At 69.6% G+C, this 24,363-nt stretch carries 18 protein-coding genes and 3 pseudogenes; 12 read left to right on the plus strand and 9 right to left on the minus strand.

Features of this window, described 5'->3' with window-relative positions; all coding sequences use genetic code 11:
- Nucleotides 1–126 precede the first annotated feature (126 nt).
- Nucleotides 127–1,026, plus strand: a pseudogene (locus PYR72_RS05315) (IS701 family transposase); the annotation flags it as partial.
- A 39-nt stretch (nt 1,027–1,065) separates the two neighbouring features.
- On the opposite strand, the gene PYR72_RS05320 reads toward PYR72_RS05315, so the two are convergent.
- Nucleotides 1,066–2,258 (minus strand): IS3 family transposase gene (locus PYR72_RS05320; RefSeq protein ID WP_275454074.1). Its coding sequence is split into 2 segments (ribosomal slippage): nt 1,066–1,994 and nt 1,994–2,258, totalling 1,194 coding nucleotides; the frame shifts between segments, so codons are not numbered across the junction.
- 72 nt (nt 2,259–2,330) lie between these two features.
- On the opposite strand from PYR72_RS05320, the pseudogene PYR72_RS05325 reads away from it, so the two are divergent.
- Nucleotides 2,331–2,618: pseudogene (locus PYR72_RS05325) on the plus strand (IS701 family transposase); the annotation flags it as partial.
- Between the two features lie 183 nt (nt 2,619–2,801).
- Here the strand turns inward: PYR72_RS05325 and PYR72_RS05330 are convergent.
- Nucleotides 2,802–3,805: pseudogene (locus tag PYR72_RS05330) on the minus strand (IS5 family transposase).
- A gap of 55 nt (nt 3,806–3,860) precedes the next feature.
- Nucleotides 3,861–4,505, minus strand: a complete 645-nt coding sequence (locus tag PYR72_RS05335; RefSeq protein ID WP_275454142.1) for a hypothetical protein — start codon at nt 4,503–4,505, stop codon at nt 3,861–3,863.
- A gap of 1,252 nt (nt 4,506–5,757) precedes the next feature.
- Here PYR72_RS05335 and PYR72_RS05340 point away from each other — a divergent pair.
- Nucleotides 5,758–6,387 (plus strand): hypothetical protein, encoded by a 630-nt coding sequence (locus tag PYR72_RS05340; RefSeq protein ID WP_275454143.1) that lies wholly within the window; start codon nt 5,758–5,760, stop codon nt 6,385–6,387.
- A gap of 101 nt (nt 6,388–6,488) precedes the next feature.
- Here PYR72_RS05340 and PYR72_RS05345 read toward each other — a convergent pair whose 3' ends face one another.
- The 3 genes from PYR72_RS05345 to PYR72_RS05355 all read right to left on the minus strand — a co-directional run bounded on the left by PYR72_RS05345 (nt 6,489) and on the right by PYR72_RS05355 (nt 10,983).
- A complete protein-coding gene (locus PYR72_RS05345) occupies nt 6,489–7,793 on the minus strand; it encodes an MFS transporter (RefSeq protein ID WP_275454144.1) in 1,305 nt (434 codons plus the stop codon).
- A complete protein-coding gene (locus PYR72_RS05350; protein WP_275454145.1) occupies nt 7,790–8,944 on the minus strand; it encodes a PLP-dependent cysteine synthase family protein in 1,155 nt (384 codons plus the stop codon). Before PYR72_RS05350 ends, PYR72_RS05345 begins: the two co-directional genes overlap by 4 nt.
- Nucleotides 8,945–10,575: 1,631 nt before the next feature.
- Entirely contained in the window at nt 10,576–10,983 is a 408-nt protein-coding gene (locus PYR72_RS05355; RefSeq protein WP_275454146.1) for a RidA family protein, read from the minus strand.
- 145 nt (nt 10,984–11,128) lie between these two features.
- Between PYR72_RS05355 and PYR72_RS05360 the strand changes: the two genes are divergently transcribed.
- The 4 genes from PYR72_RS05360 to PYR72_RS05375 all read left to right on the plus strand — a co-directional run bounded on the left by PYR72_RS05360 (nt 11,129) and on the right by PYR72_RS05375 (nt 14,658).
- Nucleotides 11,129–11,506 carry a helix-turn-helix domain-containing protein gene (locus PYR72_RS05360; protein WP_275454147.1) on the plus strand — a complete coding sequence of 126 codons (378 nt, stop codon included), beginning with the start codon at nt 11,129–11,131 and terminating at the stop codon, nt 11,504–11,506.
- A gap of 509 nt (nt 11,507–12,015) precedes the next feature.
- Nucleotides 12,016–12,603: a GNAT family protein gene (locus PYR72_RS05365; protein ID WP_275454148.1), complete on the plus strand. Its 588-nt coding sequence runs from the start codon at nt 12,016–12,018 to the stop codon at nt 12,601–12,603.
- A 326-nt stretch (nt 12,604–12,929) separates the two neighbouring features.
- A complete protein-coding gene (locus PYR72_RS05370; RefSeq protein ID WP_037729039.1) occupies nt 12,930–13,535 on the plus strand; it encodes a lytic polysaccharide monooxygenase in 606 nt (201 codons plus the stop codon).
- Between the two features lie 298 nt (nt 13,536–13,833).
- Nucleotides 13,834–14,658 carry a maleylpyruvate isomerase family mycothiol-dependent enzyme gene (locus tag PYR72_RS05375; RefSeq protein ID WP_275454149.1) on the plus strand — a complete coding sequence of 275 codons (825 nt, stop codon included), beginning with the start codon at nt 13,834–13,836 and terminating at the stop codon, nt 14,656–14,658.
- 94 nt (nt 14,659–14,752) lie between these two features.
- Here the strand turns inward: PYR72_RS05375 and PYR72_RS05380 are convergent, their stop codons facing one another.
- Nucleotides 14,753–15,478: a ferritin-like domain-containing protein gene (locus tag PYR72_RS05380; protein ID WP_275454150.1), complete on the minus strand. Its 726-nt coding sequence runs from the start codon at nt 15,476–15,478 to the stop codon at nt 14,753–14,755.
- Nucleotides 15,479–15,744: 266 nt separating this feature from the next.
- On the opposite strand from PYR72_RS05380, the gene PYR72_RS05385 reads away from it, so the two are divergent.
- Together PYR72_RS05385 and PYR72_RS05390 are read left to right on the plus strand one after the other, a co-directional pair.
- A complete protein-coding gene (locus PYR72_RS05385) occupies nt 15,745–16,443 on the plus strand; it encodes a hypothetical protein (protein WP_275454151.1) in 699 nt (232 codons plus the stop codon).
- A gap of 294 nt (nt 16,444–16,737) precedes the next feature.
- A complete protein-coding gene (locus tag PYR72_RS05390) occupies nt 16,738–18,498 on the plus strand; it encodes a S8 family serine peptidase (protein WP_275460334.1) in 1,761 nt (586 codons plus the stop codon).
- A gap of 240 nt (nt 18,499–18,738) precedes the next feature.
- Here the strand turns inward: PYR72_RS05390 and PYR72_RS05395 are convergent, their stop codons facing one another.
- Nucleotides 18,739–18,891 carry a hypothetical protein gene (locus tag PYR72_RS05395; protein WP_275454152.1) on the minus strand — a complete coding sequence of 51 codons (153 nt, stop codon included), beginning with the start codon at nt 18,889–18,891 and terminating at the stop codon, nt 18,739–18,741.
- A gap of 883 nt (nt 18,892–19,774) precedes the next feature.
- Between PYR72_RS05395 and PYR72_RS05400 the strand changes: the two genes are divergently transcribed.
- On the plus strand, nt 19,775–20,752 hold the full coding sequence (locus PYR72_RS05400) for a teichoic acid biosynthesis protein C (protein WP_275454153.1): 978 nt from the start codon (nt 19,775–19,777) through the stop codon (nt 20,750–20,752).
- Nucleotides 20,753–20,807: 55 nt separating this feature from the next.
- Here the strand turns inward: PYR72_RS05400 and PYR72_RS05405 are convergent, their stop codons facing one another.
- A complete protein-coding gene (locus tag PYR72_RS05405) occupies nt 20,808–21,977 on the minus strand; it encodes a DUF418 domain-containing protein (RefSeq protein WP_275454154.1) in 1,170 nt (389 codons plus the stop codon).
- 314 nt (nt 21,978–22,291) lie between these two features.
- Between PYR72_RS05405 and PYR72_RS05410 the strand changes: the two genes are divergently transcribed.
- Together PYR72_RS05410 and PYR72_RS05415 are read left to right on the plus strand one after the other, a co-directional pair.
- On the plus strand, nt 22,292–23,707 hold the full coding sequence (locus PYR72_RS05410; protein WP_275454155.1) for a M1 family metallopeptidase: 1,416 nt from the start codon (nt 22,292–22,294) through the stop codon (nt 23,705–23,707).
- Between the two features lie 121 nt (nt 23,708–23,828).
- Nucleotides 23,829–24,281: a hypothetical protein gene (locus PYR72_RS05415; RefSeq protein ID WP_275454156.1), complete on the plus strand. Its 453-nt coding sequence runs from the start codon at nt 23,829–23,831 to the stop codon at nt 24,279–24,281.
- The last annotated feature ends 82 nt before the right edge of the window (nt 24,282–24,363 follow it).

Raw genomic sequence — 24,363 nt, forward strand, 5'->3', positions numbered from 1 at the left:
ATGCCCGCTACCGCCGCACCCCTGCCGGCCGCACCGGGGCGAACCGGCCGAGGCACTGGGACCCGGCTGCTAGTACTGCAACGGTCTTTGCCGTGACTGCTGGCCAGCTCTGTCGTTGTTGTGGTCATGGGTGGGGACCTTGCTGATGTCAGGTTGTGGGCGGGTGAACTGGGTGCTCTGCATGAGCGGTTCGTGCACCGGTTCAACCGGGAGGAGCCGCGTCAGTCGGCGCTGGCTTACATGCGTGGGCTGGTTGCGCCGCTGCAGCGCAAGAACGGCTGGACGCTGGCGGAGGAGGCAGGACACGCGGGTCCCGATCGCATCCACCGGCTGCTGAACCGGATCGAGTGGGACGCCGACGAGGTCCTGAACGACGTACGCGACTACGTGGTGGAACACCTCGGAGACAGCGATGCCGTCCTGATCGTCGACGACACCGGCTTTCTGAAGAAGGGCGTCCGTTCGGCCGGGGTGCAAAGGCAGTACTCCGGCACCGCCGGCCGCACGGAGAACTGCCAGATCGGCGTGTTCCTCGCCTACGCCACCGGCCGCGGACGCACGTTGATCGACCGCCGTCTGTATCTGCCCACGTCCTGGACGGACGACCGGGAACGCTGCCGCCGGGCGGGCATCGACGACCACGTCGCCTTTGCCACGAAGGTGGCCATGGCCAAGGCGATGGTCCGCCGGGCCATCGCCGACAAGATCCCGTTCGCCTGGGTCACGGCGGACGCCGCCTACGGCTACAGCAAGGGCTGGCGGTTCGAGCTCGAGCAAGCGGACGTCTTCCACGTCATGGCCACCACCAGGCACGACACCGTCGTCACCCGCTGGGCACTCGACCACCCCGTCCACGACCTGTTCCCCGGCCTGCCCCGGCAGAAATGGAAACGCCGTTCCTGCGGCGAGGGAGCCCATGGCCGACGGATCTACGACTGGGCCCGCGTCGAAGTGAGGCCCTGGCACCGCGAGGACCGCCGGCACTGGGTCCTCGCCCGCCGCAGCGTGAGCAGGCCCGAGGAGATCTGAGCTGCCCCGAGTTTCGTAGAGTCCGGTGATCTTGTTTCAGGCGGACTGCGGGACTCGTTCCTGGCGCTGCCAGAAGTCGCGTTCGTACTCGGCGGGTGGCACGTAGTCGAGCGCGGAGTGCAGGCGTTCTTCGTTGTACCAGGTGATCCACTGGAAGATCGCCCGTTCGACCTGGGCGGGGTCCTTCCAGGGGCCCTGCATCTCGATCAGCTCGGCCTTGAAAGTGCCGTTCAGTGCCTCGGCCATGGCATTGTCGTACGAGTCCGCGACGGAACCGACCGACGCGGAGGCGCCGATGTCCGCGAGCCGGTCGGTGTAGCGAATCGACACATATTGCGAGCCCCTGTCGCTGTGGTGAATGAGGCCGGAGTCCTTCTTGATGCGTCGGCGCCAGAGTGCCATCTCCAGGGCGTCCAGGGGCAGTTCGGTCCGCATGTGGTCGGCGATCTGCCAGCCGACGATCATCCGTGAGTACACGTCCAGGACGAACGCCACATATGCCCAGCCCGACCACGTGCGGACATACGTCATGTCCGCCACCCACAGCTGATCGGGCCGCGCCGCGGTGAAGTTGCGGTCCACCAGGTCCGGCGGTCGGGGCGCCGACGGCTCCGGGATCGTGGTGCGGCGCCGCCGGCCACGGATCACGCCCTCCAGGCCGCGTTCGGCCATGAGCCGCTCGACGGTGCAGCGGGCCACCTCAACACCCTTGCGCCGCAGGGCGCGGGTGATCCGACGGGCCCCATACGTGCCGCCGGACTCGGCGTGGACCTGCTCGATCACCGGCACGAGCTGTTCGTCGCGGAGCCGGCGGGCCGACTTCGGCCGCTTCTTGCGGGCGAAGTATGTCGACGGCGACAGGTCCAGCACCCGGCAGACGGGATCGACCCCGAGACCGTTGTCACGCAGGTGGTCGATCACCTGCTCGGCCTCGTCCGGGGACGGCCGATCTCCTGGGCAAAAAACACCGAGGCGGCCTTGAGAATCTCGTTGGCCCGCCTCAACTCCGCCACTTCTTTGCGGAGTTGTCTGAGCTCGTCGTGCTCGGCGGTGGTCAGCCGGTCGTCGCGTTCGCCATGGTCGGCCTCTGCCTGGCGGACCCAGCCGCGCAGGGCCTCCTTGTGGATGCCGAGGTCCTTCGCGACGTGCGCGATCGGGCGGCCGGTGGCGCGGACCTCGCGGACCGCCCGCTCACGAAGTTCATCGGGGTACTTACGGGGTGCTGGCATGGTGCTGGTGGATCTCCTTCGCCAGGACCGTAACCCTGGCATCAGGGACTCCACAAATCTCAGTACAGCTCAATCTCCTACTACATCGCCTACTGTCCCGCCGACACCACGCTGGACGAGCTGATCCGCATCGCGGGCAGCCGCTGGGCTGTCGAGGAATGCTTCCAGACCGCCAAGCAGGAATGCGGCCTGGACGACTACCAGGTCCGCCGCTACCCCGGCTGGCACCGCCACATGACCTTGGCCATGGCCGCCCATGCCTGTCTGACCGTCCTGCGGGCCCGACAGCTGGACACGGACAAAGCAGAAACGGATCCTCCCAGCTCATCCACCTCAGCCTCGCCGAAATCCGACGCCTGATAACCCGCCTCACCAACCGCCGACCAGCACCGGTCGACCACATCCTGCACTGGTCCCACTGGCGCCGCCGACGCCAGCACCAAGCCCGCATCAGCCACTACAAACGACGCGGACACAGCCCCTGAACTGCCCAGTACTCAGAACAAGCACCGTTGCAGTACTAGGGGCTGTTTGGGGTTCGGATCATGTGGTTGAGGTGAGGTGCTTCAGCCACATGATCGAGCCTCGGAGGTGGAGTCCGGCCTCGAAGCTCTCTGGGCTCTTGTCGTAGCGGGTGGCCACACCGCGCCAGGTCTTGATCTTCTGAAAGCAGCGTTCGACAGTGTTTCTCTGCTTGTAGAGCTCGGTGTCGTGGCTGACGGGCCGGCCTCCCTTGCTGCCTTTCTTCGTGCGGTTGGCGGCCTGGTCCCTCTTCTCCGGGATGACGGCCTTGATGCCCCGCTTGCGCAGGTAGGCCCGGTTGCCCCTGGAGGAATAGGCCTTGTCGGCGGCGACCGCGTCCGGGCGGGTGCGTGGGCGGCCGACCCGCCCGCGGACCCAGATCTTCTCCAGCACAGCCTTGAACTGCGGGCAGTCCGCCGCCTGGCCAGGTGTCAGGACGAAGACCAGCGGCAGCCCGGCCGCGTCGACCGCGGCATGGACCTTGCTGCTCAGACCGCCCCGGGACCTGCCGAGTCCGGCAGCCTGCGCACGGGCCTTGCGACGCCGCCGCTCCGTGGCACGGTGCGCACCGGCCGTGTCCGCCCCGGCCTGCGTTGCACCACCCGCCACACCGGCGGCTGGTGCTCCAGCGGAGCCCCCTTTTCCTCGGTCAGCGCCTGCTCCAGAGCGTCCAGGGTCTCCCCGGCGACGGCCAGCCCCGCAGAGTCCTGGTGCGCGCGCACCACAGTGGAGTCCACGCTCACCAACTCCAGGCCGACCAGCCCACGCCCGGCCGCCTCCGCGATCAACGCATCCATCAGCCCCTGGAACACCCCGGCCCTGGCCCAACTGCTGAACCGGGAGTACACCGTGGACCAGGGCCCATACCGTTCAGGGACATCACGCCAGCCGGACCCGGTACGAAAACGCCAGATCACCCCGTTGAACTGGTCCCTCACCCGCCGAGGTAACGGCCCCGTGGCCGCCACCGGCAGAAGCGGCTCGATCAGAGCCCACTCGGCATCCGTCACATCAAAACGCGCCACACCCGAGTTCTACCAGCAGACACCACGACAAAGAGATCCGAACCCCGAACGGCTCCTAGACCTTCTGCAGCCGCAGTTGCATCTGACAGCCGCCGGAGCGGTTGTCGGTGTCGATGCCGATGGTCACCGGGCTGCCCGCGAACGCCGTGTGGTTCTGGTCGGAGGGGAGGGAGTTCAGGCACTGGCCGCCGTCGCCGTCCGCGAAGTACCTCACCTCGAGGATGACGTCGGAGCGGCCGGAGACCGCGAAGGTGAGGTTGCAGCCGCCCGGCCTGCCGTCGGTGTCGACCCGGACCTGGGACCCGAAAGTCTTGAACCGCTGGATCGGCATCTGATAGGTGCCCGGGTTTCCGCACTGTCCCGCGTCGCCACCGGCAGTGGCCCGGAAGCTGTAGGTGATGGACGCGCCCGAGAGGGTGTTGTCGGGGTCGAAGATGCCGAAGGACAGCTGGCAGCCGCCCGAGCGGTTGTCGGTGTCGAACCGGATCGACCGGGTGAAGTCCGGGCTGCGGCCCCACTGCTGCCCCGCCAACCCTCCGCACTGCCCTGCATCACCGTCGGGGTTGAACCGGATGCCGATCTCCGCCACGGCGGCGGCAGCGGTGCTCTCCGACGCCTGCGCCGTCGAACCGGACAGACCGGCGATGAGCGCACCGGCGGCAAGGACACCGGAGAGCACTCTCAGGCGTGAATTCCTCATACTGCTTCCCCTCCCAGGGCATCGTGGGCACACGTCGGCCACGGACTGGCGTGAGTGAACGCGATGGCCGCGTGAACCTCGGCGGCGCCTGGTCGGTGGCGCCGCGTTTCCTGCGTGGTGTTGCGGTCCAAGACGCAACATGAGCCCCCGTTGTCGCGCGGACTCAGTATGGTTGCCCGGGGCCAGGTCCGCACTGTCGGTAACGGGCCAATCCGCACAGCGTGACGCCCTAACAACGCAAACCGGTCGCCCGGTACATCTTCCCTGGAGCGCAATTCCACCTCAGAGCCCGCAAGTGCCGCAGACCAACTTCCGTACAGGGAAGCCATATTCAGTCGGCAAAGTCCGACGCCCACCCAAAGCGGGTACGGGAATGGGCTTGCATTGATCTTGACGCCCCCACCCGACGGACCCAGGGTCCGGACGACCGCGTTCGGTCTCAACTACCGCTCCAGACAAGGGAGTTCACCGAACGCCGCAAGTCGGGCGACATGGGACGCCCCCGACAGCCGCACCGTTGGCGGCCTTAGGGAGTCGGTCCCGCCCGGCGCGCACCACCTCCGGCGCGCGCCGATCCCCGGCAATGTCCACGCTGCCCATGAGTAGGTGGCCGAGAATCCTGCGACTCCCGACCCGATCGCGGGCGTCCGCCACTCGTGCCTGCCGTGGCCGGTGTTCCGGGCCGCGCGCCTCCTCCGGCTCGGTTTGCATCGCTTCTCCTCGCGTCTTCGCGATCTGCGGTTTCCGCGGTCACGAAGGTCTTCGCCGCATCCCGGCGCCCGCTCCAGGGCTCACTCGTTACGTCTCGTCCCCCAGTCGGCGTACCAGCCGTTCCGCTCACTCGTCGCGCAGACACGCGATCCGCGGTGTTCTCCGCCACGGGTGTCCGACCCCCTCTCAGAACCGCGGTGCCGCGCCGACGGAGCAGGCCGCGTCCAAGTCCGCACCAGCGTCGGACAGTTCCCGGCACTCGGCCGACAGGTGGTCAGGAGTCGAGCACGAGGAGCGCCCGGCGACTGCCCAGCCACGTGGGGCTTGCCTCCGTCGGCGTCCGGGACGTGGGGCCACGGCCATCAGGTCCCCCTCATGGGCCCCGTCGACGAAAGAGCCTTCTGTGTCCTGCAGCGTCCCCAACCGATCATCAGCGGCAGCACGGCACTGTCCGACCTGCGGCCGAAAGCAGAAGGGGAACTGGCACGCTGCTGGTGACGTCTTTCCCTTCCCATGACGCCGGACTGGTTGAGGGAGCGTTGTGCGCACCATGATCGAAAGCCGTCGGCCAGGCGGCGGCCGGGACGGCCGCCTCGCACATGCCCTATGGCCGCCGTCTTTCCCGGACGCCCCGCATGCCCGCTCAGCTGCTCATGGTCTGGCCGTACTTGTCCTGGAGCTGTCCGTCGCCGCGGCCTTCGACAACTACTGGGCTGACAGTTACCGGCCCCGGCCGCCGCTGCGCTGGCTCTGGGTGGCAGGAACCGCCCCATCGATCCTGCTCATGTGCGCGGCTCTCCTCGGCGCCCTCGTCACCGGGCGGAAAAGCATACTCCGCCGTTCGTTGTCCGCCCTCGCCTGGACGGTAGCCGCATGCACCAGCCTCATCCTGCCGTTGCTGCTGTTTGCTTCCGGTGCCGACCTGTGCGAAACGATTCCGCCTCCGGTGCCGGTGTACCTGGATCCGGTCCTCATGGTCCCGGTCTGCCTGGCAGCCTCGCTTGCCGTCGGATCGATGGCCAGTGCCGGCGCATGGGCCGTGACACGGCGTCGCATGCACGACGTCGGGTTGTACGCGGTCTGGATCGCATCCGCCGGAGTCGCAGTCCTTCTCCTCCTCGGACCGATCCTCGCCGCGTCCCCCACGTGCTCCCCCATGCGCGGCGGATGACCGACTCCCGCCCGCGGATCCAGTGCCCGGGTGCGCTCAAGGTGTCACCAACGGGAGGGGACGGACCAACTCGTCCGCCCCCTCCGGCGCAGAACGTCGTGTTACGCGTTCGTGGGCTCCGGCTGTGCCTCACGCGCTGGTGGTACCAGGCGGCCCGTACGGTGCAGCCCGTGGAGAGCCGCCGCGCAGGCGAGGCCGAGGGCCAGCAGCGCCACCCACGGCAGCGCGGACATCCCGGCGCCCCTGGCGGCGTCCAGCGCCGCACCCGTCAGCAGGTTGCCGAGGGTGATGCCGATGCCGCAGATGGTGTTGTACAGGCCGTAGTGGGTGGCGACGAGGCGGTTGCCGGAGAGGCGGACGATGGTGTCCATCTCGAAGGGGTACGCGATCATCGTGCCGACCGCCAGCAGCAGCGCGGAGAGCGCCGGCGGCACGGCCGCCAGCAGCCACAGCCCCGGGCCGCCGTCCGTTACCGGGGCCGCGGCGGCCACCAGCAGCGGGACGAACGCCAGCCCCATGGTCAGCAGCCCCCAGGTCAGTGCGCGACCCGGTTCCATACGGGCCTTGCACCAGGCGGTCACCTTCGTCTGGCCGAGGATCGTACTCAGCCCGGACACGGCGAAGAGCAGCGCCACCGCGGCCGTTCCGAAGGCCCCCTGTCCGCCGAGCCGCCGTACTTCGAGCGGCAGCGCAAGGTAGACCTGGAAGGACATGACGTACGAGCCGATCATGGCCATGGAGAACAACAGGAACGGCCGGTTGGCGAAGATGCCGCGCCACTGCTTCAGCACGCCCTCGCCCTGCTCGTTCCTGCTGGCCTCGGCGTCGTCGCCCCGGCGTGCGGGCAGGGCCCTGATCTGGACGACGCTCAGCAGAGCAAAGATCCCCGCCGCGACAAGGCACGTGACGCGGAAGCTCACGCCAGTCAGCAGCATGCCCACCAGGGGGCCGAGCAGGATCCCGGCCTGGTAGAAGATGTTGAACAGCGCGAACGCCTCGATGCGCCGCTCGCCCGCGTCCGCCGCCAGATAGGCCCGCACGGCCGGGTTGAACAGCGCGCCGGCCAGCCCCGTCGCCGCCGAAGCGGCCAGCAGGGCGGGTACGGACTCCACCAGTCCGAGGGTCGCGAAGCCGATGATGCGCAGCATCAGCCCGGCTATGATCATGGGCTTGTACCCGAGCCGGTCGGCCAGCGTTCCGCCGAGCAGGAACATCCCCTGCTGGCTGAAGTTGCGTACGCCGAGGATCAGCCCGACCAGCCAGCCCGCCAGACCCACCGGACCGGCCAGATGCGCGGCCAGGTACGGCATCAACATGTAGAACCCGAGGTTGATGGTGAACTGATTGACCATCAACAACTGGACGCTGCGCTCGTAGGAACGAACCTGGGTGATGATCGACCTCACCGGTTGCCCTCCGCTCGACCGTCCTCGTCGGGCCGACCGGGCTTGTCGGGCCGTGCCTGCGCACCCGCCAGCGTGAGCGGGTCGATGACGTTCTCGCACCGCGTCCAGCGTGTGATCTCCTTCTCGTCCAGGCGGCCGACGACCTCCGGTTCGGGTGCGGGCGGGGCATCGAGCAGACCGTGAGCGGCGCAGTAGTCGTCGTCGTAGACCGTGCCGAGATAGCGCTGCGGCCCGTCGGGGAAGATCGCCGCGATCCGGCTGTCGGCGGGCAGGGTGCGGGCCAGCCAACCGGCGACCATCGCCACCGCGCCGACGCTCCAGCCGCCGGTGGCGTAGTGCGAGGCAGCCAGCCGGCGGCAGTTCCACACCGCCTCCGCCGGGGCGACCCAGTGCACCTCGCTGAAGTTGTCGTAGGCGACGTTGCGGGGGTAGATGCTGGAGCCCAGGCCCCGCATCAGGCGGGGACGGGCCGGCTGGCCGAAGATCGTCGAGCCGATGGTGTCGACGCCGACCAGCTTGAGGTCCGGGTAGAGCTGCTGAAGTACGCGGGAGACTCCGGCGGAGTGTCCGCCGGTGCCGACGCTGCACACCAGCACGTCGATATGGCCGAGTTCTGTGGCCAGTTCGAGGGCGAGCGGGGTGTACGCGGTGGTGTTGTCCGGGTTGTTGTACTGATCGGGGCACCACGAGCCGGGATGCTGCTCCATCAGCCGGCCGACCCGGTCACGGCGGGCCTGCTGCCAGCCACCGGTGGGGTGTGGCTCGGAGACGAGATTGACCTGGGCCCCGTACGCGGTCAGCAGCCGGGTCATGGACATCTCCAGACCCGGGTCGGTGACCAGCGTGACCGGGTGCCCGTAGACCATCCCGGCCAGGGCGAGCCCCAGGCCGAGGGTGCCGCTGGTCGACTCGATGATCCTGGCACCCGGCTGAAGTTCCCCGCGGGCGCGGGCGCGCTCGACCATGTGCAGGCCCGGACGGTCCTTGATGCCACCGGGATTGAAGCCTTCCAGCTTCGCCCAGAAACCGCGGTCCGGCTCGGTGAAGGGCTGGGAGACGTGGAGGAGCGGGGTGTTGCCCACGAGCCCCCGTAGGGCGGAACCGGAGCCGGACCCGGCCGGGTTGAGGTCACTCTTGGTCATGGAGTGCATGGTGTCTTCGCTCTCGAATCGGTGAGGATGCGTGCGGACGCTCATCTCGCGCCTCGGCGGTCGAGGCGCGTCGGGGCGGGGTGGGGCGGCCGAAGCCGACCCGCCCGGTGGCTCCTATAAGCGCCACCTGCAGATGACCGGGAGAGCAGATCGGCAGCCGCTCACCAGCGGTCTTGGAACGGTGCCGGGGAGTTGGCCCATGGAAGCCGCTGCGTCGTCCGCCGACGACGGCACGGCGAGGGTGCGCGGTGGGACCCAAGGAGTCGACTGCGTGAAGACGGCCTTCCAGGGGCGTGCGTCGTGACAGCGATCGAAGGGCTCGGACGGGTCATGAACCGCACCGTCGGAGGCCTCCGCGGGCAGCAGGGCATCAGTCGACGCAGCGACCGAACGAGCGCGCGACTCCAGCGTCTCGTTTCGGTGATCGCCTGGGCACGCCAGAAGGGCGAACAGCATGGCGCACAGCGCCAGTTGGGCGAGTCGGCTCCTTCGGAGCGAACGCAGGCATGGGGTATCGGCATGGACGAGGACAGGGGTGGGCGGCACAGGTCCTCCGCGCGGCGGTCACTGCCCGTGGGGAACTCTCCCGGTCAGGGCGGCGATCGGTGGGGGTGAGGGAACGGAGCCGTCGACCGTCGCTGCGTCACGCTGTGGGCGGTGTGCCACGGGGCGGTGTGCGCAGGAGGTCGGACGCCATGGAACGGTCGCCGGGACACGATGTGACACGGCCGGCCATGGGCCGAAGTCACAAGTGCCGGGAAGGGGCGACCGTTTCGAGACGCGTTGCCCTAGATGCGAAGGACCGCGGAGTCCGCCGTCCGCGTTCTCGGAACAGCCGAGTCGCGTGCCGCGGTGGCGAGCCGGGCGGGCGCGGAGCCCGGCTCGTCGTCACCGCTTTCCGAACTCAGCGGGGACAGACAGGGAACCGCCACAGCGGGGCTCTGGGAGGGCTGCCCGACCACACAGGTTTCACCTGTGTGCGGCTGCCCGTGCCCGTCGTGATGGCCCTGCGACTCCCCTGCCGGCTGCTGCGACGTGGCACTCGCAACGTCTTCGAGTTCCACAGTTGGCTCGAAATGCCCGCCGGGCGCCACGACGCCCTTGCCAGACGCGAGGTGACTCACCGTCGCGTCAGGGCTGACGGCGTGCGTATACAGCAGGCCGAAGAGGAACAGACCCAGCCCCAGCACACGCACCAGAGCCGCTGATGAGCGGCTCCTCGGCAGACGAGAAGGGGACCAGGCCGTAATCACGTCGTGATCCTAACCCGGTCGCCGGGCGCCGGCGCGCCACCTCGGCGGAACAACGCCTGAACCCAGCCACATGGCAGCTGAGTAGCACCGAGGCGGCACCAACTACCTTGCACAGTTACGTACTTCAGTATGCGCAAACGGCTGGTCCCGTGCGCCGCGTCGAATCACGGGCACCGGTGCGGCCGGTGGGTAGCGACCTCTACGAGGAGCGTCCCGAGCGGACGATCGAGCCGACCGAGGACGCCGCGTCACCGCTGAGAGTGCGCCCACTGCGACGGGTGCTCCCCTCATGGTCGCCACCGGGGTGGGTGCCCGTTTCGGCGCTCGAAGGAAGGCGTTCGGAGGTGGAGGACGGCGTTCAGCGGTAGAAGCCGGCGTTCAGCTCAGCACCGCTATGGCTTCGATTTCCACCAGGTGGTCGGGTACGTCCAATGCCGCAACGCCCAGCAGCGTGGCCAGGGGGGCCGGGGTGACGCCCAGCTTCACGGATGCCCGATGGATGCCCTCCAGGAGCTGGGGCATTTTGTCGGGGGTCCAGTCGACGACGTGGACCGTCAGTTTCGCCACATCGTCGAAGGAACCTCCGACCTCGGCCAAGGCGGTGGCGATGTTGAGGTAGCACTGCTCCACCTGGGCGGGGAGATCACCTTCGCCCACCGTGGCCCCCTCGGCGTCCCAGGCGACCTGCCCGGCGATGAAGACCAGTTTCGTCCCGGTCGCGACCGCCACCTGCCGGTAGACGTCGATCTTGGGCAATCCGCCGGGGTTCACCAGTGTGATGGCCATGCTGCCTGCCTCCTCGTCATGGGAGCCCGTGGGCTCGCCGCCACCGGACCAAGGGCACCTTGGTCTCTTGTGGTTACTCAGGCACCGTAGGAGAGTGTCCGCTGACGTGGAAGTACGCACTTTTCAGTGACTGGAGTACCTGACGGTGACCAAGCAGTTCACGGGCTCGCCCGACGAAGCGGATCTTCGGCGCGCGGACTCTCTGGCACGGGAGATCTTTTCTGACGTTGCCAACAAATGGGCCCTTCTGATCATCGAGGCCCTGGGAGAGCACACCCTGCGCTTCGGCGAGCTGCGAAACGAGATCCAGGGCATCAGCCACAAGATGCTCACCCAGAACCTGCGCATGCTCGAGCGCAACGGCCTGGTCGAGCGAACGGTGCACCCGGTCGTGCCGCCCCGGGTCGAGTACACCCTCACCGAGCCGGGCCAGGCCCTGCGGGTGACCATCGACGGACTGTGCGACTGGACCCACCGATACCTCGGGCACATCGAGACGTCCCGCCACCGCTTCGACACCTGAAGCGGACGGCTGCGTCGCCGGCCCGGCGTTGCGCCGCGGCCACGGCACCTTCTGCGGATGCGGCGGCGCAGCACATGGGGGAACGTATCGACGCGAGGGTCGTCGCAGTCCTGGGCGGCGACCGGACTGGGCGTCCCGCGTCGGGAACCGCAGGTACGGCGTGGCAACGCCCACCCCGGCCCGTCGAGGCACCGTCGCCGGGAGGGCGTTTCAGGTAGTGCGGCCGAGGACCGTCATCAGCAGCGCCGCAGGTCCCCGCGCAGCGGCTCGCTCCGGCTGCTCCGCCGGCTGCGGCGATGCCCTCGGCCTCCCTCCCGGCAGCCACCCGGACGTACGGCGCTCTCCCTCGCCAAGTAGCTTGGGCGGCACACGCCCGGTACGTGCGGCCGGACACACCAGGACCAAGGACCAAGGACAACGGGGGTTCCATGATTCGGTCGCTCCTACGACGTCGCCGGGTAGCCTCGGCTCTCCCGGTCCCTGGCGTCTGCACCCCTGGCCGACACGCCGTGGCCACCCCGCACCTGCTGCTCTACACACCGGTGACCAAGCTCGACGCGTTGGCGGCCGTCGCCGCCGCCGCCGACCCCGAGGCCCAACGCTGGCACGGGAACCAGATGGACCAGCTCGTACCGGACCCCGACATCAGACAGGCCCTGCTGCGCCTGGGCCCCGCCGGCGCCACCCCCCGCTGGTTCACCAAGGCCAACCCCGAACTGGCCGAGCCCTTCGCGCCCGACCCCGAGACACCCGAGTTCATGGTCTGCGTACACCGCCCTACCGGCCGCTACGCCGGCCATCTCGAAATCCACCGCGACACTCAAGAGATGGGCGGCACCCTCGCCCCCGACCACCGAGGCCGGGGACTCGGAGCCGAACTGTTCCTGGCGGGCGCGAAGTTCGCCCATGAACACGCCGGTCTCCCGACGGTACGGGCGGGCACGGCGACGACGAACCTCGCGTGCCGCGGCGCCCTGGAACGCGCCGGATTCGTCCCGGCACCCGGCCCCGCCCGCTACACCCTGCCGGACGGCCGTGAACTGGACACAGTCTGGTACCAGCACGAGGGCGCGGCATCGACGTGCACGAGGCACTGAAGCAGGCCGTCCCCTCGCCCTTTCTCCGTGGAACATGACGCACCCGGGCCACCGGCCACTCGATCGCAAGCCGCGCATAGTTCACGGGGCCGTACAGGGCCGGTACAGGGCCGGTACAGCGCTCTTGCAGTCCCAGAGGTCCTGCTCGCCGCCCATCCCCGTAATCAACTCCGTCCACTTCATTGACATCTCACTCAGAAATCCTGACGCTGGGAGCGCTCCCATAACAGCCTCGCCACTGGAAGGAGTCCCCCCACATGCGCAACAAAGGTCCGTTAACCGGGCGTTCGCAGGCGTCCCCCCGCCGGTCTCTCCAGGCGCTCGTCATGCTGTTCGCCGTGGTCGTCGGCGCCCTCGCCTGGTCGACCCCCGCCCAGGCCCACGGCACCGTCGTCGGCCCCGCCACCCGTGCGTACCAGTGCTGGAAGACGTGGGGCAACAACCACACGAACCCGGCCATGCAGACCCAGGACCCCATGTGCTGGCAGGCCTTCCAGGCCAACGCCGACACCATGTGGAACTGGATGAGCGCGCTCCGGGACGGCCTCGGAGGCCAGTTCCAGGCGCGGACCCCCGACGGGACACTCTGCAGCAACAACCTCTCGAGGAACGCCAGCCTGGACAAGCCCGGAGCGTGGAAGACCACCACCATCGGCAGCAACTTCTCGGTCCAGCTGTACGACCAGGCGTCCCACGGTGCCGACTACTTCAAGGTCTACGTGAGCAAGCAGGGCTTCAACCCCAAGACCCAGACCCTGGGCTGGAGCAACCTCGACTTCATCACGCAGACCGGCCGCTTCGCCCCGGCACAGAACATCACGTTCCCCGTCCGGACCTCCGGCTACACCGGACACCACATCGTGTTCGTGATCTGGCAGGCCTCGCACCTCGACCAGGCCTACATGTGGTGCAGCGACGTGAACTTCGGCTGAGCCGCGCAGCACCGCTCACGGCGCCGGCCTCTGCCGGGCGCCGGTGACCCGTCGAATCCCGGCGGTCGTCGCCCGGCCGAATACCGAGCCCCGTCGAGGCAAGGGCCCCCTGTGGTCGCTCTGCCCCGACGGGGCTTCCCGCGTCCCTCACGTGAGCCGTCGTCCACCGTCGAAGACGGAATCCGGACTTCGCCGCGAAAGATTCGGGGCCCTCGCCCCTTGCCCCGGTCCGGTGGGTCTGGTTCTGTACCTCGCTACACATGCGTGATCACGGAAGACACGAGGAGAAGCGAGCGGCGTGGACGGGGAAACACGGACGAGGACCAGGGACTCCCTGCCGGAAGGGCTCGGTCGGGCGATACGGGAGACCGCCGCTGCCATCGCCGCGCTCCTGGACGGGGCGGCGGACACGACCGCACCCGTACCGGGGTTGGAGTGGACCGTCGGCGAGACTGCCGCCCACCTTGCCTTGGCCAACGGCTTGATGGCCGAGCTCGCGTCCGGCCAGGAACGCGTCTACGGAGACGGGACGTCGCAGAGTCTCGCGGCGGCCAACGCACGGAGTCTCGTCGAGTTCCCCGAGCGCGCGGCGGAACCGCTGGCCGCGATGATCGTCGAGCAGGCCGACGTGTTCCTGGACGCGGTGGACCGAGCCGTGGCGGACGGGACCGCGGGCCGGACCCTCCTCACGCCGCTCGGTCCCATGGACCAGGACGTTCTCGCCTCGTACCTGCTGACCCACATGCTGGGTCACGGTTACGATCTCGCCCGCGGGCTGCGTCGACCGCACATGATCGACTCCAGGCGGGTCGAGTTGTGCCTGCCGTTCCTCCGGACGGCGATGCCTCGCGTCGCCGTCGCCTCCGCGCTGACGGCCCGTTACACCTTGCGGGTCCGGGGCGGCTCGGTCTTCGGCGTCACGTTCACCGGCGGGACGGTCGAGGTTCTTGCTGACGCGCCGGAGCGGTCGGACTGCACCATCCAGATCGAGCCGGTCGCCTTCCTCCTCATCGCGCTCGGACGACTGGGCCCCTGGCAGGCCATGGCACGCGGCGCCGTGCTGGCCTGGGGCCGCAAACCCTGGCTCGCCCCCGGCTTCCCCACTCTGTTCGACGCACCCTGACCTGGGCGTTCTTGGCAGGCCCGGCGCTGAGAGTCGCCACGGCTCTCAGCGGTCGCCGCTGAGCTCGAACACGCGCAGCAGCAGGTCGCCGCGCTCACCGGACCCTTTCGAAGCCGGCGCTCCCGAGGATCGCCGCGATCACCGGACCACTCGACCTCAGGACGTCCGCCATGAAGCGCCCTCGCCCGACGCCGAGCCTGCGCAGGGCCCGCCCGTGATCGGCGGCCACGACGAGTGCCGCGCCGAGGAGCATGACCTGCCAGCCCGCCAGCAGGGGCCGCCGGGCCGCGCGCGGCAGTTCGGCGACCGACGCGCGCAGCCGTGCGCAGTGGAACGGCACGTGCCGCTCCTCGTCCGCCAGGATGCGGCCGGCGACCTCCGACGTCAGTGGATCGCCGGACCCGTCACGCAGCGCCCGGTAGTAGCGCAGGGCCACCACCTCCGCGACCATCAGGAGCAGCAACTCCGTCCGCAGCCCCGGCACGCGGCGCAGTCGCGCGAAGGCCGTGTCGCTCCAGTGCCCGGCCTGCTTCGTCGCCCCGCCCGCCTTGAGCAGCAGAGCGAGGAGTCTCGCGTGGTTCTTCTCCTCGGCAACGAACAGGCGCAGCGCCGCCGCGTACTCCGGATCGCCCGCCGCGTCCGCCTTGTCGAACAGGGCCGAGCTGTCGCCGTCCTCGCCGGCCTGGAATCGCTGGATGCTCGCCCGCACCTCCGGAGGCAGTGAGGCGCCCGCCTCCCAGCGCGGGTCGGGGCGGGCTGCGCGGCGGTCCCGTTCGGTCTCGAAGTGACGGGCCCATTCCGCGAATCCCGATGCGCTCATGCTGCTCTCTTCCCTGCGCCACCCCGCCTGGACGGGCGGGGTACCCCCGGCCGTGGGGACGCGGCGGGAGATGGCACAGTTCCCGTCCCGAAGCCGCCGGGCCGACAGCGTCCGCTCCGCCGGGCGGGGTCCGGGAGTTGCAGAACAGGGACAACTCGGTGCAACCGTCCCCCACCCGTCCGCGTCTCCGCTCCTGCCCAGCGGGATGCCGGGCCACAGTGCGACGGGAGTGACAAGTGAACCGATCCAGGGGATGGGCGAGACGGGTGTCCCAGGTGACCGCCGCGGGGCTGGTCGCGGGGCTGGTCGTGGCCTGCGGGCCGAAGGACTCGGCTGCGGGGGAAGCGGCCGTGAGCGGGAAGCCGGGCAAGACGTCCAAGCCGGCGACCGCCGCACCGACCAAGAAGCCCGACAGCCCTGCGAAGACCCCCGGCGCCTCCACCACACCCCCGTCCGCGAAGCCGAGTGGTACGGCAGGCGACGGAGCCAAGGCCCTGACCTGTGATCAGCTGCGGAACGCGTCGCTGGACGGTGGAGGGCTGGAGGGCTACGGCATCTCGGGAGCCGCCCTCAGCGCAGGACGCTGGGAGGGTGCGGACGGCGTCGTGATCGAGTTGCAGCCGCAGTGCGCGATCGGCGACATCACCGGGGACGGCGCGCCCGACGCCGTGGGGGCCCTGAAGATCTCGACCGGCGGCACCGGGAAGTTCTACACGCTGGTGACCTGGCGCAACGACGGCGGAACCCCCGTCCCCGCGGCCGCCGCCGAGCTCGGCGACCGTACGCCCGTGGTCTCCATCGACTTCCCGTCCAGCGGGCCGGCACGACAGGTGACCGTCGTCTACCGGACGCGCGGCGATGACGATCCGGCGGCCGTCGTCACCCTCACCCGTACCGCCGTGTACGAGGTCAGCGAGCCCACGATGGTGGAACTCCACCACAGCGACGCCCCGTACACCCCCTAACCGACCACACCTGGCACGCGCGGGCACGCCGGACGGGGCGCCGCTGACGGCCACCAGGGCGCGGGCGGTGTCGCAGGGCCCCTGTGGACCCAGTCCTCCGCACGCCTGGGGTATGTCACTTTTCAGCCATGCAACATCCCTGCACGGAAAGGTACTTCCGCACAGGGGCATGCACCTGTCATTTTGCATCCACCATTCGTTTCGTACGGCCCGGCCTGTGCCCTCGGCACGGTCGGGCCGTCTCCGGAGGACGCATTGATACCCCACATATCCAGCCGCACCAGACGCACGCTGGTGCTGGCGGCCACGCTCGGCACCGTCCTCGCACTCGGCGCCCCGGGCGCCCTCGCGGGCACACTCCCCGTCGTCCCCTCCACCGCGCCGGCCGCCAAGGCCCACGCCCCGGCGGCCATGTCGGTCTCGAAGAGCGCGGCCTGGGTGGCCGGCACGCGCGCCTACCTCGTGATCACCGCCCCCGGTGACAACGCGGCGGTCCGCTCCGCGATCACGGCCAACGGCGGCACCGTCTTCTCGAACTTCGACGCCATCGGCGTGATCGTCGCCCACTCGGCGTCCAGCGGATTCGCCGCCACGATGCGCGGCGTCGCCGGCGTGCAGCAGGTCGGCGCCACGCGCACCTCGGACGTCCCTGCCGACGCGTACAACCCGGCGCTTCCCGCCAATCCGTCCCAGTCCTCGACCCCGGCCGGAGAACCGGTCCGGGCCGACATGAGCCAGATCAAGGCCGACCAGGCCTGGGCGGTCAACCCGGGCTCCGCCTCCGTCACGGTGGGCATCCTGGACACGGGTGTGGACGACCAGCACCAGGACCTGGCGCCCAACTTCGACGCGGCCGACTCCGTCTCCTGCGCCTACGGCAAGCCCGACACCCGTACGGGCGCCTGGCGGGACGTCGACACGCACGGCACCCATGTGGCGGGAACCGTCGCCGCGGCGAAGAACGGCAAGGGAGTCGTCGGCGTGGCCCCCGGAGTGAAGATCGCCGCGGTCCGGGTCGCCGAGCCGGGCAACGCCTTCTTCTTCGCCGAGAACACCATCTGCGGCTTCGTCTGGGCCGGTGACCACGGCTTCAAGGTCACCAACAACAGCTACTACACGGACCCGTGGCAGTTCAACTGCCCGGACAACATCGACCAGGCCGCCATCATCGAGGGCGTCGAGCGCGCCCAGGAGTACGCCGAGAGCAAGGGCTCCCTCCAGGTCGCCGCGGCGGGCAACGAGAACTACGACCTCGCCCACAAGACGACCGACTCCGCGAGCCCGAACGACTCGACGCCGGTCACCCGCACCATCACCAACGCCTGCCTCGACATCCCGACCGAGCTGCCGGGCGTGGTCACGGTCGCGGCCAACGGCACAGGCGTCACCAAGGCCTCGTTCTCCAACTTCGGGCAGGGCGTCATCGACGTCGCGGCGCCGGGCAGCAACGTGTACTCCACCGTCCCCGGCGGCGGCTACGGCAGCAAGAGCGGCACCTCGATGGCCACCCCGCACGTGGCCGGTGTGGCGGCGCTCATCGCCAGCGCCAACCCGGGTATCACCCCGGCGCAACTCCGCGCGAAGCTGGCCACGCAGGCCAACGACATCGCCTGCCCCTCGGACAGCCGCTGCACGGGCACGACGGCCAACAACGCGTTCTTCGGCGAGGGACAGGTCGACGCCCTCAAGGCCGTCGGCGCCACCCCGCCGCCCGGCACGTACTTCGAGAACCTCACGGACGTCGCGGTCAACGACAACGCGACCGTGGAGAGCTCGATCGCCGTGACCGGCGTGACCGGCAACGCCCCGGCCACGCTCAAGGTGGGGGTGGACATCAAGCACACCTACATCGGTGATCTGAAGGTCGACCTGGTGGCGCCGGACGGCACCGTCTACACGCTGCACAACCGCACCGGTGGCAGCACCGACAACATCGCCCAGACCTACACCGTGAACGCCTCCTCGGAGGTAGCGAACGGCACCTGGAAGCTGCGCGTCAACGACAACGCAGCCTCCGACACGGGCAAGATCGACGCCTGGAACCTGACCTTCTAGCGCAGGACCCGGCAACACCCGAGAGGCATATGGGCCCGCGCATGGTGACCCGGCGGCGGCGTACGCCGCGGTCGGGTCACCATGAAGCAAGCCGCACCCCGTCGAACCGGTGAAAGCGTCCGGCAAACCCGCGCCCATACGCCTCCGGCTGCAGTCCCCACGGCGCTTCGCCTGGCCCCACGACCCTGCGCTGATCTCGGAGACGCCAGCTCGCGTCCCGCCGGGCCAGCCCCGGGAGACTCATAGGTACGCGAGTTCGCCGGGGACGTACTGCCGTCGGGGCGGGCCGACGCGGTTCAGTTCGGACTGGAGGTATAGGGGCAGGGCGTCGTGGACGGCCTGCCCCCAGCGCCAGGATGTTCCCTCCGCGGACTGGTCTTTCCCGTCGGCCACGGTGAGCCATACGTTGCCGCTCTTTGCTTGACGGGTCGACGGCCAAAGCCCAGCGGGTGGGTCCTCAATCACGCCAGCGGCCGGCCACACTCACCGACGTGCTCGACGGCTGCCCGGAAGTGCATCGCCCCTGTGCGCCGGTCACGTGCTTCCGGCGCCGTGCGACAGCGCCTTGGCGGCGGGCGTGCTCCTGCCTACGCAGGAGACATGGATGGATTCGCCGTCTTCATCATCGTCGTCGCCGTCGTCTGGACGATCTGGGAGTTCTCTCGGCCCCTCGCCCCCGACGCGTGCCGAGCGTGCCGCGGCAGGGGGCGCACGCCGGATTGGAATCGGGATCACATGCAGGACCGGATGCGGTGCACGTGGGTGCAGTGCCGTAGCTGTCGAGGCTCGGGGAAGGTGTGAGGAGGCCCTTGGCTGTCGCACTCGTCGTTCGGCTCACGGCGTGAGCGCTGGTGCCCGTCGCGCGGAGCCACCGCATCGTTGCGACAAGCTCCTCCTCGAAGTCCTCGCACAGCGCGAGCAGTTCGCGACCGGTGGTGAATGAGGTCGTCGAGGTGGTCCGCCAGACCGGCCGAGCCTTCGATCATCCGCTCTGCCGTGGCCACGTCCGGCTCGTCCAGCAACTCGTCGGAGGTCAGCAGGCTGCTGATGGTCTCCGACGGGAGGAGCCGGACCGCGTCCGGGTCGACCGGAGGCGCGTTCCCGGGCGCGCTCCGCGGCCTTGCCGGAAGAGGTCAGCACCCCTGCCGTCGCGGGGAGTTGTGCCCGTCCGGTGCCGCAGTTGTGACGGAGCCCGCCCAGTCCGGACGGGGGGTCGGCCAGGGAGATAGCATCACGCACTTCTGCCCTCTCCCCCACCATGCTCTGGAGTCCCCCCATGAACCACACCCCCGGTCTCCCCTTCTCCCGCCGCGGCCTCATACGCACCGGCGCCGGCGCCTCGCTCGCCGCGCTGGGGCTCGCCGCCGGCGTGCAGACGGCTTCCGCGGCGGTGGCCACCACCAAGCGGTTCGACCTCACGGAGCCGTCGTACGACCTGTTCCGTTCCAAGGACACACACGGTGCGCGGGTCCAGCAGAGCTTCGCCTTCGACTGGGTGAACAAGTTCCTCTTCGTGGCGACCAAGCGGAGTGACAGCCCCGAGTCCGCCGGTGACCTGTGCATCAACAAGATGGACTTCGACGGGAACTACCTCTCGTACATGCACCTCAACGGCTTCGGTCACGGCGTCGCCTTCGCCGCGCTGCCGAGCGGTTCCGGCACCGAGCTGTGGATCGAGTGTGCCGCGAACACCAGCGGATACGGCACCGCGCTCACCCCGGTCACGTACACCGCCGGCACCACGCTCAGCTCACCGGCCGGGTCGGCCGCCTACCGGCCGATCGCGGGGGCCACCGAGTACACCTGCTCCGCCGACCCGGTCTACCAGCGCATGATCGTGCGGTACCACACCAGCTCGGGCAAGCGCATCGCCGTGTACCCCCTCTCCGCCTTCGCGACGGGCAACTTCGGCTCGCCTCTGGTCGACTTCAAGCAGCCGACGATCTCCGGCACACCGCAGGGCTACACGTTGTACGGCTCGTACATGTACTACCTGACGGGTGACGCGTACCCCGGCGACGGTACGCCCACCGGCGACGGCAACACCTATGTCACCAGCATCGACATCAACACCGGCACCGTGAAGCAGGGTCCTGTCCTCACCAAGGCCGGCTCCACCCTGCACCATCGCGAGCCCGAGGGCCTGGCGATCTACCGCACCGACGCCGGTGAGGCCCGCCTCTTCATCGGTTTCGCCACCGGGGTGGAGGGTGACCGGCGTTCCAGCATCTTCTACAAGAACGCGCTGATCTGAGCCGTCGCGCCGTGCCAGGACCGCCCCACCCGGGCTCGCGGCGTGGGGGCCGAGGTCAGCGGCGCATCCGGGGGCGCTCCGCGTTCGTGAGGGCCCGGAGTGCCCATTCGGCCGGGCCGTACCGGTATCGCGCCATCCAGTGTCGGCTCAGCCACAGTTGGAGCGCGAAGACAGCGACGGCGACGACCGGCACGGCCGCCGGCGGCGTGTCTCCGGTCAGCCCGAGCCCCACTCCGGTGAAGATCAGCACGCCCAGCAGGGACTGACCGAGATAGTTCGACAGCGCCATCTGGCCGGCCGGCGCGAGCACCCGTGCCAGGCGGGCACCGCGCGGGGTGGCGAACACCCGTAGCAGGGTCGCCACATAGGCGCCGACCAGCAGCGGCGCCATCACGATGCTCACCGCCAGCCCGGCCAGGCCGACCGTGCCGCCGCCGATCGCGAAGACCAACGCGCCCGCGAGCCCGATCGGGTAGCCGACCCGTTCCAGTCGACGCAGCGCGACCGTGTGCCTGCCCGTCCCGTCGGCGAGCGTCCGGCGCCGGCCCGCGGCCAGCCCGACGAGGAACGCGGCGAACGCGAGCGGGCCCTGCACGGCGAGGCTCCCGGCCATCGTCGGCAGCGAGCGGACGTGCTCGCCGATCACCGAACCAAGGCCGCCGGCCAGCGCGTCGGTGGACGCGCGACCGTCGGCGAGCGCGGCGCCCTGGTCGGTGACCAGTTCGACCCCGGCCAGAGCAGCCGCGGCCACCCCGGCCGCCATGACGCCGATGATCGCCGCCGCGGTGATGACCGCGGTCCTCGGCTGGATGCGGCGCACGGCAAGCAGGACCAGGCCGAGCAGGGCGTAGGTGGTCAGGATGTCGCCGTGGAACAGCAGCACCGCGTGCAGGCCGCCGAGCACGAAGAGTCCGCCGAGCCGGCGGAGGAAGCGTGCGGTGAAGTTCGCGCCGGCCCTGCCCGCGGCGGCCAGCTGCAGGGTGAAGCTGTATCCGAACAGGAAGGAGAACAGCAAGTAGAACTTCATCTCGAACAGCAGACGGACCCCGAACTCGGCAGTCCGGTCCGGCCACGAGTCATGGGCTGGATCGGCGACGAGGTGGAAGGGGTAACCGGAGGCGAAGAAGGCGAGGTTCACGACAAGGATCCCGAACAGCGCGAACCCGCGCAGCGCGTCGACATCCAGTAACCGGGTTGCGGTGCGCGGTGGCAGCGTTTCCGTCATACGAGAACGCTAGGAACGGTGGGAGCGTGGCACGAGCCAGTGCTCCCGAGGATCCTTGGTGGGGCCAACCCCACCGACCGGGGCGGGGCCGGCCCCACCGGCACCGGTCGCGGGTCGACCGGCTTCCGCTACCGGTTCCGTCACGTGAGCCACGGCAGGACGTGCAACGCCTACGCCATCGACGGCACGGACCAACCCGGCCCGGCCCGCCCCCGCCCGGCCCACAGACTTGACCCGGAGCTGGTGTGGTCGGGACCGACCGTTGCATAGCCTGAGGCTCGCATGATCACACCACCCCCCTCTGGAGAGCACCCGTGACCCCATCCCCTCGGCGCCCCGCCGTCCTCGGCCGCCCCACCATCGCGTTCACCGTCCCTGCCGTCGTCGCGGCCCTGCTCACCGCGGCCGGACCCGCCACCGCGGCCGAACAGGCGGGCGCCCCGGGCGTCGGTGACCCCTACTTCCCCCTTGCCGGCAACGGTGGTTACCACGTCACGCACTACGGCCTGACGCTCGGTTACGACACGACGAGCCGGAAGCTCACCGGAAAGGCGGTCCTCACCGCCCGCGCCACCCAGCGGCTGACCCGCTTCGACCTCGACCTCAAGGGCCTCAAGATCACCGGCCTGACCGTCGACCGGTCCAGAGCGACGTACAGACGCAGCGGACAGGAACTCGTCGTCACGCCTCGGCACGCCCTGCACAAGGGGCAGAAGTTCCGCGTCGCCGTCACCTACCGGGGCAAGCCCGGTCCGGTCACCGACCCCGACGGCTCCCTCGACGGCTGGATCCCCACGAAGGACGGTGTGTTCGTCGCCGGCGAACCGCAGGGCGCCATGACCTGGTTCCCGGCCAACAACCACCCGCTCGACAAGTCGTCGTACGACATCACGATCACCGTGCCCGAGGGGCGCACCGCCGTCTCCAACGGCGTCCTGCTCGGGAAGAGCACCCGCAAGGGCAGGACCACCTTCCGCTGGCGGCAGAAGGAACCCATGGCCGCCTACCTCGCCACCGCGACCATCGGAAAGTTCAACGTCAAGCAGTACACGACCCGCGACGGGATCAAGGTCTACGACGCCGTCGATCCGCGCCTCGCGAAGGACGCCGCACCGGTCCTGAAGCAGCTGCCGAACGTGCTGGAGTGGGGAAGCAAGCTGTTCGGGCCCTACCCGTACCGCGCCGCCGGCTCCATAGTCGACCACGCGCCCGACGTCGGCTACGCCCTGGAAACGCAGACACGGCCCGTCTACAGCAGCGCCCCGGACCTGAGCACCCTCGTCCACGAGAGCGCCCATCAGTGGTTCGGTGACTCCGTCACCCTCACGTCCTGGAAGGACATCTGGCTCAACGAGGGCTTCGCCGGCTACGCCGAATGGCTCTACGCCGAGCAGCACGGTGGCACCAGCGCCCAGCAGACCTTCGACGACCTGTACGCCACTCCCGCGCGTGACTCCCTGTGGGCGTTCCCGCCCGGCGATCCCGGCAGCGGCGCCAAGATCTTCGAACGCCCCGTCTACGACCGCGGGGCCATGACCCTGCACGCCCTGCGCACCGCGGTCGGGGACCGTGTCTTCTTCCGTATCCTGCGCACCTGGGCCACAGAGCAGCGTCATGGACACGGCACCACCGCCCAGTTCCGGAAGCTCGCGGAACAGCTCTCCGGGAAGAAGCTCGGTCCGTTGTTCGACAAGTGGCTCTACACCCAGGGAAAGCCCAGCACCCCCTGACACACCGACACCTCGCTCGCCCCGGCGCCGGCCGCATCGGTTCGGTGCCGGGTGGCGAGCACGGAGCCGCCGCCCGGCCGGTCGGCCCTGTCATCCGATCGGCAGCCTGTGAGGAGTCCGAATGATCCCCGTACTCAACCGGCGCGTGGCGCCCGTCCTTCTGCTCCTGCAGGTGGCCTACATCGCGCTGTTCACCTTGCTGGTCATAGTTCTCCCGCCGGACACGGCGGAACTCGACCACACCGACCCCGCGCCGTGGAACCCGTCGTACGCCGCGATCCTGCTCGGCATCGTGGTTGCCTTGGCAGGCGCCGCCGGGATCCTGGCCCTGGACGTGATCCGCGCTCGCACCCCGCGGGCCGTACGCATGGGGTGGCTCGGTGCCGTCGCGCTGGGCCAGCTCGTCCTCGCCGCTCGGGCCCTGGTCGACGTACGCGACCAGAGCCCCGGCCCGGACATGGTGTTCGGTGTCGCCATGGCGGTGGCTGCTCTGGGCGTCGCCGCCGCATGCGCCGTCGAGGCGCGCGTCTCCCCGCCGGCCCCCGCGAGGGCCGCCCGCGGTGCCGTGCCGTGATCCGGACGAAGAAGCCGTCGGTCGAGGCGGCGCGGACCGGGATCCGTCCTGCCGTACGGTCCCGCCAGGCCCCCCTGTCCAG

The sequence above is a fragment of the Streptomyces sp. VNUA24 genome (assembly GCF_029167005.1).
Lineage (GTDB): Bacteria > Actinomycetota > Actinomycetes > Streptomycetales > Streptomycetaceae > Streptomyces > Streptomyces scabiei.

Coding starts and splice junctions, on each gene's coding strand:
- PYR72_RS05415 (WP_275454156.1), top strand. CDS start 23,829: ATGATCCCCGTACTCAACCGGCGCGTGGCGCCCGTCCTTCTGCTCCTG.
- PYR72_RS05335 (WP_275454142.1), bottom strand. CDS start 4,505: ATGAGGAATTCACGCCTGAGAGTGCTCTCCGGTGTCCTTGCCGCCGGT.
- PYR72_RS05350 (WP_275454145.1), bottom strand. CDS start 8,944: ATGCACTCCATGACCAAGAGTGACCTCAACCCGGCCGGGTCCGGCTCC.
- PYR72_RS05400 (WP_275454153.1), top strand. CDS start 19,775: ATGAACCACACCCCCGGTCTCCCCTTCTCCCGCCGCGGCCTCATACGC.
- PYR72_RS05355 (WP_275454146.1), bottom strand. CDS start 10,983: ATGGCCATCACACTGGTGAACCCCGGCGGATTGCCCAAGATCGACGTC.
- PYR72_RS05405 (WP_275454154.1), bottom strand. CDS start 21,977: ATGACGGAAACGCTGCCACCGCGCACCGCAACCCGGTTACTGGATGTC.
- PYR72_RS05380 (WP_275454150.1), bottom strand. CDS start 15,478: ATGAGCGCATCGGGATTCGCGGAATGGGCCCGTCACTTCGAGACCGAA.
- PYR72_RS05370 (WP_037729039.1), top strand. CDS start 12,930: ATGCTGTTCGCCGTGGTCGTCGGCGCCCTCGCCTGGTCGACCCCCGCC.